The organism is Microvirga sp. 2TAF3, from assembly GCF_052114965.1.
Lineage (GTDB): Bacteria > Pseudomonadota > Alphaproteobacteria > Rhizobiales > Beijerinckiaceae > Microvirga.
This window is the reverse complement of the sequence record NZ_JBFRFT010000001.1, coordinates 124,255-142,659: the sequence shown is the minus strand read 5'-3', so window position 1 is coordinate 142,659 and position 18,405 is coordinate 124,255. Positions and strand designations below refer to the sequence as shown.

General features: G+C 63.8%; 16 protein-coding genes. 5 read left to right on the top strand and 11 right to left on the bottom strand.

What is annotated here, in order from left to right:
* Positions 1-3: 3 nt before the first annotated feature.
* The 7 genes from AB4Y97_RS00620 to AB4Y97_RS00590 all read right to left on the bottom strand — a co-directional run bounded on the left by AB4Y97_RS00620 (position 4) and on the right by AB4Y97_RS00590 (position 7,492).
* Positions 4-1,245, bottom strand: coding sequence for an allantoate amidohydrolase (locus AB4Y97_RS00620; protein ID WP_441997054.1), 1,242 nt, complete (start codon positions 1,243-1,245; stop codon positions 4-6).
* A gap of 80 nt (positions 1,246-1,325) precedes the next feature.
* Positions 1,326-2,369, bottom strand: a complete 1,044-nt coding sequence (locus AB4Y97_RS00615) for an NAD(P)/FAD-dependent oxidoreductase (protein WP_441997053.1) — start codon at positions 2,367-2,369, stop codon at positions 1,326-1,328.
* A gap of 70 nt (positions 2,370-2,439) precedes the next feature.
* Positions 2,440-2,754, bottom strand: coding sequence for a 2Fe-2S iron-sulfur cluster-binding protein (locus tag AB4Y97_RS00610; RefSeq protein WP_441997052.1), 315 nt, complete (start codon positions 2,752-2,754; stop codon positions 2,440-2,442).
* A gap of 149 nt (positions 2,755-2,903) precedes the next feature.
* A complete protein-coding gene (locus AB4Y97_RS00605; RefSeq protein ID WP_441997051.1) occupies positions 2,904-3,617 on the bottom strand; it encodes an ABC transporter ATP-binding protein in 714 nt (237 codons plus the stop codon).
* On the bottom strand, positions 3,614-4,387 hold the full coding sequence (locus AB4Y97_RS00600; RefSeq protein WP_441997050.1) for an ABC transporter ATP-binding protein: 774 nt from the start codon (positions 4,385-4,387) through the stop codon (positions 3,614-3,616). Before AB4Y97_RS00600 ends, AB4Y97_RS00605 begins: the two co-directional genes overlap by 4 nt.
* Entirely contained in the window at positions 4,384-6,231 is a 1,848-nt protein-coding gene (locus tag AB4Y97_RS00595) for an ABC transporter permease (RefSeq protein WP_441997049.1), read from the bottom strand. The genes AB4Y97_RS00600 and AB4Y97_RS00595 overlap by 4 nt, the downstream gene beginning before the upstream one ends.
* 55 nt (positions 6,232-6,286) lie before the next feature.
* Positions 6,287-7,492: an ABC transporter substrate-binding protein gene (locus tag AB4Y97_RS00590; RefSeq protein WP_441997048.1), complete on the bottom strand. Its 1,206-nt coding sequence runs from the start codon at positions 7,490-7,492 to the stop codon at positions 6,287-6,289.
* 89 nt (positions 7,493-7,581) lie between these two features.
* On the opposite strand from AB4Y97_RS00590, the gene AB4Y97_RS00585 reads away from it, so the two are divergent.
* The 4 genes from AB4Y97_RS00585 to AB4Y97_RS00570 all read left to right on the top strand — a co-directional run bounded on the left by AB4Y97_RS00585 (position 7,582) and on the right by AB4Y97_RS00570 (position 11,082).
* Positions 7,582-8,835, top strand: coding sequence for an amidase (locus AB4Y97_RS00585; protein ID WP_441997047.1), 1,254 nt, complete (start codon positions 7,582-7,584; stop codon positions 8,833-8,835).
* 93 nt (positions 8,836-8,928) lie between these two features.
* Positions 8,929-9,807: an SMP-30/gluconolactonase/LRE family protein gene (locus AB4Y97_RS00580; protein ID WP_441997046.1), complete on the top strand. Its 879-nt coding sequence runs from the start codon at positions 8,929-8,931 to the stop codon at positions 9,805-9,807.
* Between the two features lie 3 nt (positions 9,808-9,810).
* Positions 9,811-10,824: an aldose epimerase family protein gene (locus AB4Y97_RS00575; RefSeq protein ID WP_441997045.1), complete on the top strand. Its 1,014-nt coding sequence runs from the start codon at positions 9,811-9,813 to the stop codon at positions 10,822-10,824.
* A gap of 75 nt (positions 10,825-10,899) precedes the next feature.
* Positions 10,900-11,082 (top strand): hypothetical protein, encoded by a 183-nt coding sequence (locus AB4Y97_RS00570; protein ID WP_441997044.1) that lies wholly within the window; start codon positions 10,900-10,902, stop codon positions 11,080-11,082.
* A gap of 5 nt (positions 11,083-11,087) precedes the next feature.
* Here the strand turns inward: AB4Y97_RS00570 and AB4Y97_RS00565 are convergent, their stop codons facing one another.
* Positions 11,088-13,169, bottom strand: coding sequence for a M3 family metallopeptidase (locus tag AB4Y97_RS00565; protein WP_441997043.1), 2,082 nt, complete (start codon positions 13,167-13,169; stop codon positions 11,088-11,090).
* A gap of 47 nt (positions 13,170-13,216) precedes the next feature.
* The gene (locus AB4Y97_RS00560; RefSeq protein WP_441997042.1) at positions 13,217-13,930 is read right to left on the bottom strand and encodes a dienelactone hydrolase family protein; all 714 of its coding nucleotides are present in this window, start codon (positions 13,928-13,930) and stop codon (positions 13,217-13,219) included.
* A 322-nt stretch (positions 13,931-14,252) separates the two neighbouring features.
* Here AB4Y97_RS00560 and AB4Y97_RS00555 point away from each other — a divergent pair, with 322 nt between their 5' ends.
* On the top strand, positions 14,253-16,292 hold the full coding sequence (locus AB4Y97_RS00555) for an AI-2E family transporter (protein WP_441997041.1): 2,040 nt from the start codon (positions 14,253-14,255) through the stop codon (positions 16,290-16,292).
* Positions 16,293-16,406: 114 nt separating this feature from the next.
* Here AB4Y97_RS00555 and AB4Y97_RS00550 read toward each other — a convergent pair whose 3' ends face one another.
* Together AB4Y97_RS00550 and AB4Y97_RS00545 are read right to left on the bottom strand one after the other, a co-directional pair.
* Entirely contained in the window at positions 16,407-17,390 is a 984-nt protein-coding gene (locus AB4Y97_RS00550) for a peptide ABC transporter ATP-binding protein (RefSeq protein ID WP_441997040.1), read from the bottom strand.
* A complete protein-coding gene (locus AB4Y97_RS00545; RefSeq protein WP_441997039.1) occupies positions 17,387-18,403 on the bottom strand; it encodes an ABC transporter ATP-binding protein in 1,017 nt (338 codons plus the stop codon). The genes AB4Y97_RS00550 and AB4Y97_RS00545 overlap by 4 nt, the downstream gene beginning before the upstream one ends.
* Between the last annotated feature and the right edge of the window lie 2 nt (positions 18,404-18,405).

Sequence of the window (18,405 nt, the reverse complement as noted above, 5' to 3'; positions counted from 1 at the left end):
GGGTCAGCATGATGTGAGCTTCTTCACGGCTTCGATCAAAACGTGCGCCGCCACATCGGCATCCTCGACGGTGATCGATTCCGCCGGGTTGTGGCTGATGCCGCCCTTGCAACGCACGAAGAGCATCGCGACAGGACACAGAGCGGCCATCGCCACCGCGTCGTGGCCCGCGCCCGATGCGAGATGGAGCGGCGGGATGCCGGCGCCGGTCACGGCTTCTTCGAGCCGCGCCATCAGGTTCCTGTTCATCGGCGTCGCGGGCGAATCCATGAAAGGCTCGATGGTGAGACTCACGCCGCGTTTCCGCGCGATGTTCTCGCACTCGGCGAGGATGTCATTCACCATCGCATGCCGCACCGCATCGTCCGGTGAGCGGGCATCGAGGGTGAAATCGACGCGCGCCGGAATGACGTTGATCGCACCCGGCTGGACCTGCGCCACACCCACTGTCGCGACCGTATCGGTGCGGATGGAGCCGGTATGCTCCACGGCGACGACCATCTCTGCTGCGGCGGCGAGCGCATCGCGGCGCATCGCCATCGGCACGGTGCCCGCATGGCCCGCTTCCCCGATCACCGTGGCGCGGGCGCGGGTGACGCCGTTGATGGCCGAGACGATGCCGACCGGAAGACCCTTGGCTTCGAGCTGCGGCCCTTGCTCGATATGCACCTCGAGATAGCTGCGATAGCGCTTCGGATCACGGACGAGAGCCGGGATGCCAGCGGGATCTCCGCCGAAGCGCGCCAGCGCGTCTCTCAATCGGATGCCGGCCTGATCGACACTATCGAGCCAGGTCGGGTTGTAATGGCCCGAGAGCGCATAGGAGGTAGAGAGATTGGTCGGGAACCGGGCATTCTCCTCGTCGCCGAAAGCCGCGATCTCGATGGGGCAGGAGGGCACGATTCCTTGTGACCGCAACGCTTCCGCCACGACGATGCCGAGCACGACGCCGAGCGTGCCGTCATAGCGCCCCGCATCGATCACCGTGTCGATATGGGAGCCGATGAGCAGGGCCGGCGCATCCGGGTTCGAGCCCTCGATACGGCCGATCACGGAGCCCAGAGCATCGATATGGCTGTCGAGGCCGGCCTGCCGCATGAGGCCGAGGGTCGCTTCCGCCGCGGCGCGATGCGCGTCCGACAGATAGAGCCGCGTCAGGCGCCCGGGCTCGTCGCTATACCGGGCGAGTTCCTCGATCATCGCCATCACGCGGCGGCCGAGGGTGAGATCGGATTTGTTCGTCATGATGCCCGAACAGTTTCAGGAACGGGCGCGCTTCGCAAGGGGAAGCAGCGCCGTTCCTCAAGAGCATCTTCAGGAGCACTTCAGGCCGCGACGCCGAGCTTCTTCTGCAGGCTCGTGGACGAGGTCGTATATTGGAAGAGAAGCTTCTTCTCGGGATACACGTAGCGATGCACCTTCTGCGCCGCGAGCGCGCCTTCGTGGAAGCCGGAGAGAATGAGCTTCAGCTTGCCTGGATAGGTGTTGATGTCGCCGATGGCGAAGATGCCGGGAACGCTGGTCTCGAACTTTTCCGTATCGACGGGAATGAGGTTCTCGTGGAGGTTCAGTCCCCAATCGGCGATGGGGCCGAGCTTCATGGTCAACCCGAAAAAGGGCAGGATCACGTCGCAATCGACCTCGAAGATCGAGCCGTCATCCTTCTTGATCACCGCACCTTCAAGCACGGGGGCTTCGCCCTTGAGGGAGGTCACCTGGCCTAAGTGCAGATCCATGTCGCCCGCGGCGACGAGGGAGCGCATCTTCTCCACCGTATGGGGTGCGGCGCGGAAGGCGTCCCGGCGGTGCAGAAGAGTGAGGCGCTTGGCCAGCGGCTGCAGGTTCACCGTCCAGTCGAGGGCCGAATCGCCGCCGCCGACGATAAGGATCTTCTTGTCCTTGAACATCTGCATGTGGCGCACGGCATAGAACACGCCCGTGCCCTCATAGGCCTCGATATGGTCGATCGGCGGCTTCTTGGGCTGGAACGAACCGCCGCCCGCCGCGATCACGATCGCCTTGCAGGTGAAGGTGGTTTCGTTCTCGGAGGTCTTCACCCGGAACCGGGGAGCCTCCGGGGTGCCGATGGATTCGACGCTCTCCACCATCTCGTTGAGATGGAAGGTGGGATGGAACGGTTCGATCTGGGCCATCAGGTTGTCCACGAGTCCCTGGCCCGTGACCATCGGGAAGCCCGGAATGTCATAGATCGGCTTTTCCGGGTAGAGCTCGGCGCATTGGCCGCCCACTTTCGGCAGAATGTCGATCAGATGGCATTTGATATCGAGGAGGCCCAGTTCGAACACGGCGAAAAGGCCGACCGGCCCCGCACCGATGATGACGACGTCCGTTTCGATATTGTCGGTCATGAACAGGCTCCTTCGAGAGACCTTCGAAAAGCACGGTCTCCCGTCTTTGGCAATGCGGCGGGTCTGGCGGTTAACCGCCCGTGGGGGCGAGGGTGAGTTCCAGGCCGTCGAGTTCGGGGGTCCAGAGAATCTGGCAGGACAGGCGCGAATTGGCCTGGGTGATCACCGTATCGAGCTGATTCTCCTCCTCGTCGGTGGGAGGATAGAGCTTCGGAATCCATTCCTCCGCCACGAAGACATGGCAGGTGGCACATTCGCAGGCGCCGCCGCACAGGCCCTCGATGGGCAGGCCCCAATCCCGGATGATCTCCATGACCCGCCAGCCCTCGATCGCCTCGAGGGTATGGCGCTGGCCGGCACGATCAGTCACATGGATGACGCCCATGAAGCGGGAATTCCTCAAATGTTTTAGACAAGCTGAAGCAGGCGCGGACCGCGCCGGATGGGCTGCATATCGGTCCTTTGGGCCGATCCGTCAATGTTTCGTAAGGCACCCCCTTCTTCGCAAAGGGGGAGGGAACGGCGGCCTCGCTCTCAAACCCCCAAGGTCTCCGCCCTCAAGGCCTCATTGCCTAAAAATTCCGCCATCGATCCCTGAAACCGCATCTCGCCGCGTTCGATGACGCAGGCGCGGTCGGCGATGGCGCCCGCGAAGGCCCAGTTCTGCTCGGAGAGGAGAACCGCCACGCCCTCGGCCTTCATGGCGAGCACCGCCTCCGCCATGGTCTGGACGATCACCGGGGCGATGCCCTCCGAGGGCTCATCGAGCAGGATCGCATCCGGATTGCCCATGAGGGTGCGGGCGATGGTGAGCATCTGCTGCTCGCCGCCGGACATCTGGTTGCCGCGCCGCCCCCGCATCTCGGCAAGGTTGGGAAACAGTCGGAACAAGCGCTCCGGGGTCCAGGGCGAGCGTCCGGTCTGCCCGGCCTGCCGGCCGACCTCGAGGTTTTCCTCGACGGTGAGATCGGTGAAGATCCGTCTGTCCTCCGGCACGTAACCGAGGCCAAGGCGGGCGATGCGGTAGGTGGAGAGGCCTGCGATGGATTGCCCCTTGAAGGCGAGGCGCTCGGCGCTCGCCGGAATCAGGCCCATGATCGCCTTCAGGGTCGTCGTCTTGCCCGCCCCGTTGCGGCCGATCAGGGCCACCACCTCGCCGGGCCGGACGTCAAGCGAAAGCCCGAACAGAACCTGGGCGCGGCCATAGGCGGCGGACAGTCCCGCCACATCGAGAAGAGGTGCGCTCATGCGGGCCTCGCCAGAGGGGCCTGAAGAACGTGCATGTCTCCGAGATAGGCCTCGCGGACGCGGCGGTCGCGGCGGATTTCGTCGGGAGTGCCGACGGCGATGATCTCGCCGCGCAGGAGCACCAGGACGCGGGCGGCATGGCCGAAGACCACATCCATGTCATGCTCGGTGAACAGCACGCCGATATTGCGCGCCTGGGCGATGGAATCCGTCAGCGCCATGAGCGCGGCCCGCTCGCGGGGAGCCATGCCGGCGGTCGGTTCGTCCATGAGGAGAAGCTTGGGGTTGCCTGCAAGGGCGATGGCCAGTTCCACCCGCTTAACATCGCCATAGGCCAGTTCCGCGCAAAGGCGGTCGGCGGCCTCCGCCATATCGACCTGTGCGAGAAGGGCGAGCGCCCGATCGCGGTGGCGCTGTCTGGCCGGAGACCAGAGGGACTCGCTCTCGCCATGATGGCTGATGAGGGCCATCTGCACGTTTTCGACGACGGTCATGGAGAGGAAGGCCTGCGCCACCTGGAAGGTGCGGCCGATGCCGCGGCGGAATCGCTCCTGCGGGGAGGCGTGGGTGATCGCCTCGCCATCGAGAAGCACGTTCCCGCTATCAGTGCGAAGCTGGCCGCCGATCATGTTGAATACGGTCGATTTGCCGGCCCCGTTCGGGCCGATGAGCGCGACCATTTCGCCCCGTTCAATGGTGAAGAAGACATCGCGCGCCGCGACCACACCGCCGAAGAATTTGGTCAGACCCTGTACGGCAAGCAGGCTCATGCGCGCTCCTCCCGCCATTGGCGGAGCGTGCCGACGAGACCGCGCGGAAAGATCAGAACCATGGCGATGATGCTCATGCCGAGACAAAGACGCCACAATGGTGTCAGCGGCATGATCTGATCGCGCAAGGCATGCAGCACGGCTGCGCCCACGAGCGGGCCGGCGATGGTTTCGATGCCGCCGAGAAGCAGCATGGTCAGCGCGTCGACGGAAGTCGGGATCCCCAGCAGACTCGGATCGACCGAGCCGCGGGAAAAGGCATAGAGCCCGCCGGCCAGTCCCGCGCCGGCACCCGCGAGAATGAAGGCGAGCCAGCGATGACGGCGGATGTGGAGTCCGATCGCTTCGGCGCGGGCCTCCGAGTCGCGCGCCGCACGCAAGGCATAGCCGAAGGGCGCATCGATCACGCGCTTGATGAGGAACAAAGCCGCTGCCGTCAGCGCGAGCGTCAGCAGGTAATAGGCGCTGCGCCCCCCGGCCCAGGATGGAGGCCAGACGCCGACGATGCCGTTATCGCCGCCGGTTGCGTCGACCCATTGGAACGCGACCGCAAAGAGAATCTGCGCGGCGGCGAGCGTCATCATGGCGAGATAGATGCCGGACAGGCGTACCACGAAGGCGCCGATCAGCGCCGCTCCCGCGCCCGCGAGAAGCAGGCCGAGGGGCAGGGCCGCCTCCATGGAAGCGCCGAGCCATTTGACGCCGAGCGCCGCTCCGTAGGCGCCAAGTCCGAAGAAAGCGGCATGACCGAAACTGACGAGACCGCCGATGCCGATGAGAAGCTGCAGGCTGAAGGCGAACAGCGCGAAGATCAGGATCTCGGTCGCGACCTTGAGGAGATAGGAATCTCCCACCAGCGGCAGGCCGGCGAGCAGGGCAAGCACGACCAGCGCGATCACGGTGCCGCCGCGTATCGGCTTGCGGCTTGCGATGCCGACCGCATGCGTGCCGCCGACGATCTCAGGGCGGCCGAAGAACCCGTAAGGACGAATCGCCAGCACGACGGCCATGAGCAGAAACACCACAACGAGCGTGCTCTTGGGGAAGATCAGAATGCCGAAGGCCTGCAATTGCCCGATGATCAGCGCGGCGAGAAAAGCGCCCGGCACGCTGCCCATGCCGCCGACCACAGTCACCACGAAGCATTCGGCGATGATCGACAGATCCATGCCGGTGTTCGCCGCCACGCGCGGAATCTGCAATGCGCCGCCGAGGCCCGCCAGGAACGCGCCAAGAAACAGCGTGCCGGTGAAGAGCAGCGCCTGATTGACGCCGAGCGCCGCGACCATCTCCCGATCCTGCGTCGCGGCGCGGATCAGCACGCCGAAGCGCGTCTTGCTTAAAATGAGCCAGACGAGGCCGAGCACGATGGGGCCAGCGGCGATGAGCGCAAGCTCGTAAGAAGGAAAGCGCCGTCCGAGAATCTCGACGGGCAGGCGCAGGCCCGGTGCGCGCGGTCCGAGAATGTCTTGAGGTCCGAAGACCTGCACCACGAGATCCTGCATCACGAGCACGATGCCGAAGGTGGCGAGGAGCTGAAACAGCTCGGGGGCGCCGTAGATGCGCCGGAGCAACAGAACTTCGATCAACACGCCGATCAGGCCGACAACGAGCGCCGCGATCAGGATGCCGGCCCAGAAGGATACCGGGCCGTAGGAGAATTCGAGCAGGCGCGGCACCAGCGTCGCCGCCGTGTAGGCTCCGACCATGTAGAGCGAGCCATGCGCGAAATTGACGATCCGCGTCACGCCGAAAACCAGCGTCAGGCCGCAGGCGGTGATGAAGAGGGAGGAGGCGCTGGCAAACCCGTTCAGCGCCTGAATGACGAGAAAGGAGGGGTCCATCTTACGTTACTCTCCCCTCGAGGGGAGGGTGAAGTCGCCTGGAGCCATCGAACCGTCAGTCCTTCCGAACCGCCTTCACTTCGGTTTCGGAAGGCATGAAGGCTGCGCCGTCATTGTACTTCCAATCCGTCATGCCGCCATTCGCGCCTTTCAGAACGAGCTTTCCGACCCATGCGCCCATGGTCGATTGATTGTCGATGCCGCGCATGGTGACCGGGCCGATGACCGTATCGAACTTGGCGTCTTTGAGCGCCTTGATCAGCGCATCCGTTTCAACCGACCCGGCGCGTTCGATGGTGTCGCGGATCATATGGACGACCATGTAACCGAGAAGCGAGCCGAGGCGCGGCGTGTCGTTGTACTTGGCGCGATAGGCGTCGACGAAGGCCTGGTGCTTCGGATCCTTGATCTCGTCCCAAGGGTACCCGGTCACGGTCCAGCCTTCCGGGATCTCGTCCTTGAGGGGCAGAAGCCATTCGGGCTCGCCGGTCAGAAGCGAGAGCACCTTCTTGCCTTCGAAAAGGCCGCGGGTATTGCCCTCGCGGACGAACTGGGTGAGGTCCGGGCCGAAGGTGACGTTGAAGATACCGTCGGGCTTAGCCTGTTCGATGGCGGAGACGGTCGCGCCCGCTTCGATCTTGCCCAGAGCGGGATATTGCTCGGCGACGATCTCGGCGCCCGGAACGCGTTCCTTGATCAGGCGCTTGAAAACCTCGGCGGCGGACTGGCCGTACTCGTAGTTCGGCGCCACGATGGCCCAGCGCTTGGCGCCGGAAGCCTTCGCCTGATCCACCAGCATGCCGACCTGCATGAAATTGTTGGGCCGGATGCGGAAGGTGTAGCGGTTGCCCTGCGCCATTGTGATGGCGTCGGTGAGAGGCTCGGCTGCGATATAGACGATCTTCTTCTGGTTGGCGTAATCCGCCATGGCGACGCCGACATTCGACAGGAACGAGCCGAACAGGAACGACACGCCTTCGCGCGTCACCAGCTCCTCCGCCACGCGGGTCGCATCGCCCGTGGTCGCGCCGTCGTCGCGGGAGACGATTTCGATCTTGCGGCCGAGCACGCCGCCCTTGGCATTGATCTCGTCGAGGGCAAGCTGCCAGCCCTGACGGTAGGGCACGGTGAAGGCGGCCCATTTGCTGTAGGAATTCAGCTCTCCGATCTTGATCGGGGCCGGCTGTGCCTGGGCGGCGGGGCCCGCAAGCGCCAGCGCCAGTCCGAAAGCCAGCCAACGGGTCATCGACGTCTTTGCCATCTGTCGTTCTCTGCGATGAAGGACCTGCGCGGGTGTAGGGCCATTCATGGCGGGAAGGAAGCCTCAATTGGATGCACCGAGGGGGATTCTTGTCTTGCCTGTGGGCCAAGGCCGGTGCGAAGCTCGCGGTTCCTTATTCCTTCAGCGACCAGGACATCATGCTTCTCGACAAGGATCCCGCCCGCGCCTTCATGCCCTATCCGGCCGCCGATGTCCCGAACGCGAAAGAGGGGCCCCTTTCCGGCCTGACCTTCGCGACGAAGGACCTGTTCGACGTGGCAGGTTATCCGACAAGCGCCGGCTCGCCGCAGATGCTGGCCATGTCGGGCATCAAGACCCGGACGGCACCGACGGTTCAGAAGCTTCTCGATGCGGGCGCGAGACTCGTCGGCAAGACGATCACCGACGAGCTCGCCTTTTCCATGAGCGGCAAGAACGCCCATTTCGGCACACCGGTGAACGGCGGCGCACCGAATCGGATTCCCGGCGGCTCTTCCTCCGGCTCGGCTTCGGCCGTCTCGAACGGCCTGTGCGATTTCGCGCTCGGCACGGATACGGGCGGATCGGTGCGGGCACCTGCCAGCCATTGCGGCCTTTTCGGCATCCGTCCGACTCATGGCCGGGTCAGCCTGGAGGGCTGTCACGATCTCGCGCCTTCCTTCGACACCTGCGGTTACTTCACCCGCGACGGCGCAACCTTCCTGCGCGTCGGCGAGGTGCTGCTCGGCGTCGATGGCAATCCATTGCCGGAAAAGCCGCGCCTGCTGCTCGCAAAAGATGCTTTCTCCCTGCTCGACAAGCCGGTTCGGGACGCCCTCGCGCCGGCCATCCGAAAGATCGAGGCCGTGCTGGGCCCTGCCCGGGACACGGAAGTCGCGAGCGAGGGCTTCACGCCCCTTTATTGGACGATGCGGTACATCCAGAGCCGGGAGGCCTGGCTGGTCGACGGATCGATGATCGAGCGCCTGAGGCCGCCGCTGGGACCGGGCGTCAGCGACCGTTTCGAGTTCGCGCGGGGGGTCACTGACAAACAGGTGGCGGAGGCGAAGGGCATCCGCAGCACCTTCCGTGAGCGCTTCAGCGCGATTCTCGGCTCCGACGGCGTGCTGATCCTGCCGAGCATGCCGGATATCGCGCCGCTTCTGACCGAGAGCGACGAAGCACTGAACGATTACCGCAACAAGGCCTTGAACCTGCAATGCCTGTCCGTGCTGTCGGGCCTGCCGCAGGTCTCGATACCCCTCGCCTCGCGGGAGGGCGCGCCGCTTGGCCTGTCCATTCTCGGACCAGCGGGATCGGACCTGAGCCTCGCCGCCTTGGCCGCGCGGATCGCCAAGGGGTAATCGAAGGGATAACCGGAGGGGTTGAACCGGCGCGGATCCGGCCGAGTTACTGGCAGGACGGGATGCCCCGATTTCCAGGGATGAGGGGAGGATATGAGCCATCCGATCGTTTATCCGAAAACCCCTCACGTGGTGGTGGCGAGCTGCTGCACCTTGGGCGAGGGCGTGCTGTGGGACCATCGCATCGACACGCTGCTCTTCGTCGATATCAAGAACCCGAGCGTCTGGCGCTATCACCCCGCCACCGGCAAGCATTGGCGCATGGAGGCCCCGGAACCGGTCGGGTTCGTCGTTTTGACGTCCGATCCGGACATCGTCATCGCAGGTTTCAAGTCGGGCCTTGCCCGCTTCGATCTGAGAACCGGCGAGGCCGATACGATCGTCGCGCCCGAGCCCGACAGCCCGGGCAATCGGATCAATGACGGGCATGTGGGGCCCGATGGCGCGCTCTATTTCGGCACCATGCATGACGAGGAGAAGACTCCCACGGGAGCCTTCTGGCGGTGGGACGGCCAGGAACTGACCCGGTTCCACGATGGCATCGTCGTCACCAACGGTCCCGTCTCGAGCCCTGACGGGCGCATTCTCTACGCGACCGATACGACAAGCGGGATCATCTATGCCTTCGATTGCGACCAGGGACGGGTCGGCAAGCCGCGCATCTTCGTCCGATTCGAGCAGGGATGGGGGCATCCGGACGGCATGTCCGTCGATTACCGGGGGCATGTATGGGTATGCCATTGGGGCGGATCCCGCATCACCCGCTTCACGCCGGACGGCGAGGCGGAAATGGTCGTGCCCGTGCCGACGGCGGAAGTGACGAACTGCACCTTCGGCGGGCCCGATCTAAGGACGCTCTATATCACCACGGCCAGCATCGGGCACGATCCGCATATCGACCCCATGGCGGGGCATGTCTATGCGGTCGAAACCGGCACCCACGGCTTGAGGGCCAATATCTTCAAAGGATAAGCGATGATTGGGCGCTTCGGCTCCGTCGGCGGAGAAGACGTGTCGGAAGTGGTGCTGCAGGGTCCCGATGGGGTCGATATGCGCGTCCTGACCTGGGGCGCCGTCATCCGGGATCTGATCGTCCCCACGCGCCGTGGACCTCAGCATGTGGTGCTCGGCCTCAATTCCATCGAGGATTATCTCGCCCATTCCCCTTATTTCGGCGCCATCGTCGGCCGCTATGCCAACCGGATCTGGCACGCGCATTTCACGCTGGACCATCATACCTACAAGCTTGACGCCAACGAGGGGCGAAACCAGCTTCACGGCGGATCGAAGGGATTTGGAACCCGCCTCTGGTCCATCGTCGACAGGCAGCCTTCCAGCGTCACCCTCGCCCTGGTCTCGGAGGATGGCGACATGGGCTATCCTGGCCGCCTGATCGCCTCCTGCACCTATTCGCTTCTGGAAAACGCCACGGTGAGGATTTCCCTCGAAGCGACAAGCGACCGGCCAACGCCGGTCAATCTCACCACGCACAGCTACTATAATCTCGACGGCAGCCCGGACATTTCGTCTCATCATCTGATGATCGCCGCCGACTACATCACCCCGACCCATTCCGATCTCATCCCGACGGGCGAGATCAAGAGCGTGGCGGGATCGGCCTACGACTTCATCATTCAGCGACCGATTGGCGCAGCGCAATTGCTGCAGGGACGCACCTCCTACGACGTCAATTACGTGCTCCGGGGACATAGCGGCACGCTTCGCCATGCGGCGACACTGCAATCTCTCAACAATGGCTTAGGGATGGAACTCTGGACCACGGAGCCTGGCGTGCAATTTTATGACGGCCACATGCTCGACATTCCCGTTCCGGGCCTCGATAGTTCCCACTACGGCCCCCATGCGGGGCTTTGTCTCGAGCCGCAGCGATTTCCGGACGGCCCCAATAAGGCCCATTTTCCCCCTTGTATACTGCAGCCGGGAGCGGTTTCCCGCCAGGTCAGCGAACTTCGTTTCGTCCCGGCTTAGGGAACCTCGCCACCTGAGAGGCCGTTGTTTCCAGAAGGTGCCTTCGCAACGAAACGCCGATGGGGGAAGATCGATATGCCGGTATTCGACGCGAACGCCTTGAAGACGGACCCGAAAGGGGCGGCCTTCCTGTTGAGCGTTCTGCGCCAGACTTCTCCGACTCGTTCCCCTTGCGCAAAATCCGTCGAGCCGAATCAGAAGCCGGCCCGCGTTGAGAAGCTGCGCGAGTGGCGGCTTCTCAACGTCACGGCCCTCTGAGAAGCTTAAGCTTCTTCCGTCACGGGTGCGACGAGCCCTCTCTTGGCAAGAAGCGCGTCGGGCGTCGGCAGGCGGCCCCGGAAGGCGGTATAGGCCTCGGCCGAATCGCGCAGGTTGCCGGCGGAATAGATGAAGCGTTTCAGCTTGTCCGCCATGTCCCGGTTGAACGCGTCACCGGTTTCCTCGAAGGCGTTGAACGCATCCGCATCCAGAACCTCCGACCAGAGATAGCTGTAATAGCCCGCGGAATAGCCGTCACCCGAAAAGATATGGGCGAAGTGCGGCGTGCGATGCCGCATGATGATCTCGCGCGGCATGCCGATCTTCTCGAGCGATGCTTTCTCGAACGCCGCCACATCCATGTCGCTCGCATCCGCGAGGCGGTGAAAATCGATATCGACGAAAGCGGAGGCGAGGTATTCGACCGTCGCGAAACCCTGGTTGAAATTGCGCGCAGCCATCAGACGCTCGAGCGTCGTTTCCGGAATCGGCTCGCCGGTCCGGTAATGGGTGGCGTAGCGGCGCAGGACATCCGGCTGCGAGAGCCAGTGTTCATAAAGCTGCGACGGCAATTCGACGAAGTCGGTCGACACGCTCGTTCCCGCCAGCAGCGGATAGGTCACGTTCGAGAGCAGCCCGTGCAGGGCATGGCCGAATTCGTGGAAGAGCGTGCGCGCATCGTCGAAGCTCAACAGGGAAGGCTCCCCTTGGCCACCCTTGGCGAAATTCATCACGTTGACGATGATGGGCCGGATGTCGCCGGAAAGCTTCTCCTGCGAGCGGAACGCGCTCATCCAGGCGCCGCTGCGCTTCGAGCTGCGCGCGAAATAATCGCCGATGAAGAGGCCGATGAAATCGCCTGCGGTATCGGTGACTTTCCAGGCGCGGATATCCGGATGATAGCGCGGAAAGTCCTTCAGTTCCTCGAAGCTCAACCCGAAGAGGCGATGGGCCGTCTCGAACGCCGCGTCCACGATCCGGTCGAGCTGGAAATAGGGCTTGATCGCCGCTTCATCGAGATTGTGTCGGGCCATGCGGACCTGCTCGGCATAATAGCGCCAGTCCCACGGCTCGATGGCGATGTTGTCGCCCTGCGACTGCGCGTGGGCCTGCAGGTCGTCACGCTCCTGCATGGCGCGGCGGCGGGCAGGCGTCCAGACCTCGTTCAGGAGGTTCAGCACCGCCTCCGGCGTCTTGGCCATGGTGTCGGCCAGCTTGAAGTCGGCGAAGGTGTCGTAGCCGAGAAGCTTCGCCCGCTCCGCGCGCAAGGCCACCATCTCCGCGATGATCGCCTTGTTGTCCGTCGCGCCGCCACCCTCGCCCCGCTGGGCCCAGGCCTTGAAGGCCTGCTCGCGCAGATCGCGGCGGCTGGAGAATTGCAGGAACGGCTCGATGCTGGAGCGCGAGAGCGTAATGACATGCTTGCCCTTCAGGCCGCTATCCTCGGCGGCCTGGGCTGCGGCCTCGCGCAGGAAAGAGGGCAGGCCCGCCAGATCCTCATCGCCGTCGAGAACCAGCCTGTAGGATCTCTCGTCCGCCAGGACATTCTGCGAAAACTGCGTGCCGAGGACGGCAAGCCGCTCGGTGATCTCGGCCAGTCGCTTCTTTTCATCCGCACCCAGCAGTGCGCCTGCACGGACGAAGATGGTGTGATACCGATCCAGCACGCGAGCCTGCTCGGGCGCAAGGCCGAGGGTATCCCTGTTGCTGTGGAGGGCATCCACTCGGCGGAACAGGGCATCGTTCATAAAGATGCTGTTGCGATGCTTGGCGAGCAGGGGCGCCATCTCGCGCTCGACCGCCTGAATCGCGTCGTTCGTATGCGATCCGGCCAGGTTGAAGAACACTCCGCCCACACGCTTGAGGGTAGCGCCGCTGCGCTCCAAGGCTTCGATGGTATTGCCGAAGGTCGGGGCGTTTGCGCTGTCCGCGATGGTGGCGACCTCGGCCTTCTGCTCCGCGAGGGCCGCGTCGAAGGCAGGCTTGTAATGCTCCGGCGCGATGCTCTCGAAGGGCGGCAGGCCGTAAGGAGCCGTCCAGGAACCGAGAAGGGGATTGGGCGTGGGGTTCGCGTCGGATGTCGCCATAATTCTCTTCGACTCTCTCTTCGCTTTCATCGGTACGAAACCTACTCTTACCGGTCCCAGTCACCGGCCGAAAGAGGCGTGGGCGCCGTGACGTTGGGTTCGCTCGCCAGATATTGGTCGAGAAAGGCAAGCACCCGCCGCATGGCGTCCTGCCGTGCCTTGCCCCTGAAACCGTGCCCTTCGCCCGGGTAGATCTTGAGCTCATGCGGGACCTCCTGCTGCCGCAGGAGGGCCTCGATCGTGTAGGCGTTGGCCACGGGCACGATGGGGTCCAAGGCCCCGTGCAGGACCAGGGTCGGCGGCAGGCGTGAGTCGCGTCCGATGGCGCCCTGCGGCAGGGGCCCGAAATAGTTGACCAGGGCCCTGATGCGCCGGTCCATGCTTGAAATGGCAAGCCCGAGCGCCGCACCGAGCGAGATGCCGATGATTCCGAGACGGGCCGGGTCGATATCGGCACGATTCGATACCCAGGCCAGGGCGTCCGCCACGGTGTCGGTCCAGGGCTGGAAATTCTGGAACAGGGTGGCAAGCGAGGCGCGTCGTTCCCCGGTGCGGTCAAGATAATGGACGAGGTGAACCTGATATCCCGCTGCCGCGACGCCGCGCGCGCCTTCCTTGTATTGGGCGTTGAGGCGTACCCCGTCGGCTCCATGCAGCATGATCACGGCCGGGCGCGGAGATGATTGGCTGGCCTCAAAAATGTCGACGGTGATCGCTTTTCCGCCACTCGAAAAGGTCTGACGCGTCTCTGTCACCGTCATAGGGCTGGACTCTCCATTTTGGGCTCGGACAGGGGAGGAGGCGGCAAGGGCCGCTCCGATCAGAAGGGTTCTCCGGGTCATCGCGGTCGGGGATGATGGCGCGAAGGGGGGCGGCATGGGAAGCGATGCGTGGCTGTTCGTAACGATGCTCCGAACGCCATGAAGTGGGACGAGGGTCCGTCGATCATAGATGGCAAATGGTCCCAGCGGTTTTTGAGGGGCCTTGCCCCTTTCTGAAACGGCCAAGGATCGTTCGAGGCTTCCGAGCGTTGATGGGGGCGAGCCGGGAGATCTCCTTGCGGCTCCGGAGAGATGCGCCCTTATGTCTGTCGCCCCGTCGCCCATGCCTTTGCAGACACCTTCGCAGACCGAGATACCGCCCCCTGGCGTGCCCGGCATCTCTGGTCTGATGACCCTGATCGTCGGCCTCGTCGTGCTTGGGGCTCTCTATGTCGGCGAGGAGATTTTCCTGCCGATCGTGCTCGCCATCCTGCTCGCCTTCGTGCTCGCCCCCTTCGTCGACATCATGCGGCGATGGCATCTCGGCCGTGTCCCATCCGTGATCATCGCCGTCCTCGTGACCCTCGGGATCATCCTGTCGCTGGGTAGCATCATCGGCTTTCAGCTCGCCGGTCTGGCCTCCGATCTCCCGCGTTATCAGACCGTTATCAAGGAGAAGGTCGGTTCCCTGAAGGAGGGGTCGATCGGACGATTGCCGGCGCTTTTGAAGAATATGGGACGGGAATTCGACCGCGCCGTTCAAGAAAAGCCGCAGGATCAGAACTCATCCGCGCCACCCGTCGCGCAGTCGCAGGAGTCTGCGAATCCAGCGCCCCTGCCTGTGGAAGTGCATCAGCCGGAGCCGACGCCCCTCGAACTCGCACGAAATATCCTGCTGCCGATGCTCCAGCCGCTCGCGACCATGGGCATCGTCTTCGTCGTTCTCATCTTCATCCTGCTGCAGCGGGAGGATCTGCGCGACCGGATGATTCGCCTGTTCGGCTCGAACGATCTGCACCGCACGACCATCGCCATGGACGATGCGGCGAGGCGCCTTTCCCGCTACTTCCTGATCCAGCTCGGCCTCAATGCCGTCTTCGGGGTCGTGGTTGCGATTGGCCTATGGGCCATCGGCGTGCCGAGCCCTCTGCTCTGGGGCGTTTTTGCGACCCTGATGCGGTTCGTGCCCTATATCGGCTCGTTCATTGCGGCAGCATTCCCCATCATGCTCGCCGCCGCCGTCGATCCCGGCTGGACGATGGCCTTGATGACCGCGGCCCTGTTCCTGCTCGGCGAGCCCCTCATGGGAAATGTCGTGGAACCTCTCGTCTATGGACAGAGCACCGGCCTCTCACCCTTCGCGGTCGTTCTCTCGGCCATTTTCTGGACCTGGATCTGGGGGCCGGTCGGCCTGATCATCGCAACGCCCTTGACCCTCTGCCTCGTAGTCCTCGGACGCCACGTGGAGAGACTTGAATTTCTGGATGTGCTGCTCGGGGACAGGCCTGCCCTGACCCCGGCGGAAAACCTTTATCAGCGCATGCTGGCCGGCGATCCGGACGAGGCGCTCGAATCCGCCGAGGTCCTTCTCCGGGAGCGTTCTCTGACCTCCTATTACGACGAGGTCGCCCTGAAAGGCCTCCAGCTTGCCGCCAACGATGCCGGCCGCGGCGTGTTGACCAGTCATCAGCTCGAACAGGTCAAGGATGTCGTCAATTCCCTTGTGCAGGATCTGAGCGGACATGACGATCAGGAGCCGGAACACAAGGAAACGCACGATGAACCGGTGGCTTCTCCGGCGAGTGAGAAGCCTGCGATCAAGACGCCTGCCGTCCCGGAAACGCCGCCGCCGGAAGATCGGATTCCCGAGGAGTGGAGGGAGGAGGGCGCGATTCTGTGCATCGCGGGCCGTGGGCCGCTCGATGAGGCCGCCGCGTCCATGCTGGCCCAGCTGCTGAACAAGCACGGCCTGGGCGTCCGCACGGTGCCTTATGAAGCGGTTTCGCGGTCAGGCATCGCCAATCTCGATGCGAAGAATGCGCGTATGGTGTGCCTCTCCTATCTTGAGATTGCCGGCACGCCTGCCCACCTGCGCTATCTCTTGCGGCGTCTTCGCAAGCGTCTTCCCGATGTACCGATCCTCGTCGGCTTGTGGCCTCCCGACGACCCTGTCTTAAATAACCAGAGTCGGCAGGCCTCTCTCGGTTCGGATTATTACGTGTCGTCCCTGCGCGAGGCCGTCATCTGCTGCATGAGAGTTGCAACGGGCGAGGCGAAGGAGCGCGAAACGAAAACTCCTTCTCCGTCGTCACAGCCCGACCAGACGACGGCCGGCGCGAAACGCCTGCCGCTTCCTGCCTGACCAGAGCATTTTCAGTAAAGTGGATTCCGGTTTTGCGCGATACAAACGCGTCAAACTAAGACCTAGAGCATCCTCCATGAGTTCCAGCTCATGGAAGATGCTCGAGATGGAATCTCAGACCGGGGGATTTTCGAGAAAGTCCTCGGCGTAGTGGCATGCCACGAGACGGCCGTCGAGCGACCGCAGCGCCGGACGTTCGACCTTGCAGCGCTCCGTCACATAGGGGCAGCGCGTCGAGAATACGCAGCCTTTCGGCGGATTGAGCGGCGAGGGCAGTTCGCCCTTGAGAACGATCCGCTTGCGCTTCGTGCCGGTGATGCCGGGTGTCGAGGAGAGAAGTGCCTGCGTATAGGGATGCAAGGGGCGCTCATAGATGCGTTCCTTCGGCCCATGCTCGACCGCATGGCCGAGATACATCACCAGCACGTCGTGCGCGATGTGCCGGACAACGCCGAGATCGTGCGAGATGAAGAGATAGGCAAGGCCCATCTCCGCCTGCAGATCGGCCAGAAGGTTCAACACCTGCGCCTGGATCGACACGTCGAGAGCGGAAACCGGCTCGTCCGCGACCACCAGCTTCGGCGAGAGCATGAGCGCCCGCGCGATGGCGATGCGCTGGCGCTGGCCGCCGGAGAACATGTGCGGATAGCGGTTGTAGTGCTCGGGCCGCAAACCGACCTTCGCCATCATCGCGCGCGCCCGTTCGGTGCGCTCGGCCGATGACAGGTCGGTGTTGATGGCCAGCGGCTCCTCGAGGATCGTTCCCACTTTCTTGCGCGGGTTGAGCGAGCCGTAGGGATTCTGGAACACGAACTGCACCATGCGGCGCAGGTCCTTGGCTTTGCCGGCCGGCGGGTTGACCGCATCGATGCCGTCGAGGGTCAGGCTCCCCTCGGTTGGCTTTTCGATGAGGGTGACCATGCGGGCAAGGGTGGACTTGCCGCAGCCGGATTCGCCGACGACCGCCAGGGTCTTGCCGGCTTCGATGGAGAAGGAGATGCCGCCGACAGCCTGCAGTTGGCCCGGCTCCTTGAACAGGCCTCGCTTCACCTCATAGGTGCGCTTCAGGCCCTTGGCTTCGACAACGGGAGCGCTCACGACGCGGCCTCCGTTCCAAGAGGATGATCGGCTTTCATGGCGGCGTCCCGGTTCGGATCACCGAGCGGATAGTGGCAGCGGACATGGCCGCCGGCCCAAGGCCGCAGATCCGGACGCACATGGCGGGAATGCTCGGTCGCATAGTTGCAGCGCGGGCTGAACAGGCAGCCGCGCGGGCGGTCGTAGAGGCCTGGCACCACGCCCGGAATGGTCGCGAGGCGCGTATTTTCGCTACGCTCCGGCAGAGCGGCCAGCAGCGCCGCCGTGTAGGGGTGCTGCGGCGAGGCAAACAGGTCGGCGGCGGAGCGCTCTTCCATGATCTGACCCGCATACATCACCATTACGCGCTGCGCCGTCTCAGAGACGACGCCCATGTTGTGGGTGATCATGACGAGCGCCATGTTGCGCTCTTTCTGCAGGTTCATCAGCAGGTCGAGGATCTGTGCCTGAATCGTCACGTCGAGCGCGGTGGTCGGCTCGTCGGCGATCAGGAGCTTCGGATTGCAGGCAATCGCCATTGCGATCATCACGCGCTGGTTCATGCCACCCGAAAGCTGGTGAGGATAGGCGGAGAGCCGGCTCTCCGCCGAAGGGATGCCGACCTGTTCCAGCAGCTCGATCGCCCGGCGGCGCGCCGCCTTGCGGTCCATGCCTTCATGCAGGCGCAGCGTCTCGGTGAGCTGGAAGCCGATGGTGAAGCACGGATTGAGGCTCGTCGTCGGGTCCTGGAAGATCATCGCGACGTCCTTGCCCGTGAGCTTGCGCCGCTCGCGGTCCGACATCGTCAGAAGATCGCGCCCGTTGAAGGAGAGCTTCTGTGCCCTGACCCGACCGGGGAAGGGGATGAGGCCCATGAGGGCGAGCATCGTCACGCTCTTGCCGGAGCCGGATTCTCCGACGACGCCGAGAACCTCGCCCTCTTCGAGCGTGAGGCTGACGCCGTCGACGGCCCGCATGATGCCGCCTTGGGTCGGAAATTCGACCGACAGGTTTTCAATTTCGAGAAGGGCCATGG

What these genes read in the sequence shown, in the direction of transcription:
- AB4Y97_RS00620 (WP_441997054.1), bottom strand. Translation starts at nt 1,245, where the DNA reads ATGACGAACAAATCCGATCTCACCCTCGGCCGCCGCGTGATGGCGATG.
- AB4Y97_RS00615 (WP_441997053.1), bottom strand. Translation starts at nt 2,369, where the DNA reads ATGACCGACAATATCGAAACGGACGTCGTCATCATCGGTGCGGGGCCG.
- AB4Y97_RS00610 (WP_441997052.1), bottom strand. Translation starts at nt 2,754, where the DNA reads ATGGGCGTCATCCATGTGACTGATCGTGCCGGCCAGCGCCATACCCTC.
- AB4Y97_RS00605 (WP_441997051.1), bottom strand. Translation starts at nt 3,617, where the DNA reads ATGAGCGCACCTCTTCTCGATGTGGCGGGACTGTCCGCCGCCTATGGC.
- AB4Y97_RS00600 (WP_441997050.1), bottom strand. Translation starts at nt 4,387, where the DNA reads ATGAGCCTGCTTGCCGTACAGGGTCTGACCAAATTCTTCGGCGGTGTG.
- AB4Y97_RS00595 (WP_441997049.1), bottom strand. Translation starts at nt 6,231, where the DNA reads ATGGACCCCTCCTTTCTCGTCATTCAGGCGCTGAACGGGTTTGCCAGC.
- AB4Y97_RS00590 (WP_441997048.1), bottom strand. Translation starts at nt 7,492, where the DNA reads ATGGCAAAGACGTCGATGACCCGTTGGCTGGCTTTCGGACTGGCGCTG.
- AB4Y97_RS00580 (WP_441997046.1), top strand. Translation starts at nt 8,929, where the DNA reads ATGAGCCATCCGATCGTTTATCCGAAAACCCCTCACGTGGTGGTGGCG.
- AB4Y97_RS00575 (WP_441997045.1), top strand. Translation starts at nt 9,811, where the DNA reads ATGATTGGGCGCTTCGGCTCCGTCGGCGGAGAAGACGTGTCGGAAGTG.
- AB4Y97_RS00570 (WP_441997044.1), top strand. Translation starts at nt 10,900, where the DNA reads ATGCCGGTATTCGACGCGAACGCCTTGAAGACGGACCCGAAAGGGGCG.
- AB4Y97_RS00565 (WP_441997043.1), bottom strand. Translation starts at nt 13,169, where the DNA reads ATGGCGACATCCGACGCGAACCCCACGCCCAATCCCCTTCTCGGTTCC.
- AB4Y97_RS00560 (WP_441997042.1), bottom strand. Translation starts at nt 13,930, where the DNA reads ATGACGGTGACAGAGACGCGTCAGACCTTTTCGAGTGGCGGAAAAGCG.
- AB4Y97_RS00555 (WP_441997041.1), top strand. Translation starts at nt 14,253, where the DNA reads ATGTCTGTCGCCCCGTCGCCCATGCCTTTGCAGACACCTTCGCAGACC.
- AB4Y97_RS00545 (WP_441997039.1), bottom strand. Translation starts at nt 18,403, where the DNA reads ATGGCCCTTCTCGAAATTGAAAACCTGTCGGTCGAATTTCCGACCCAA.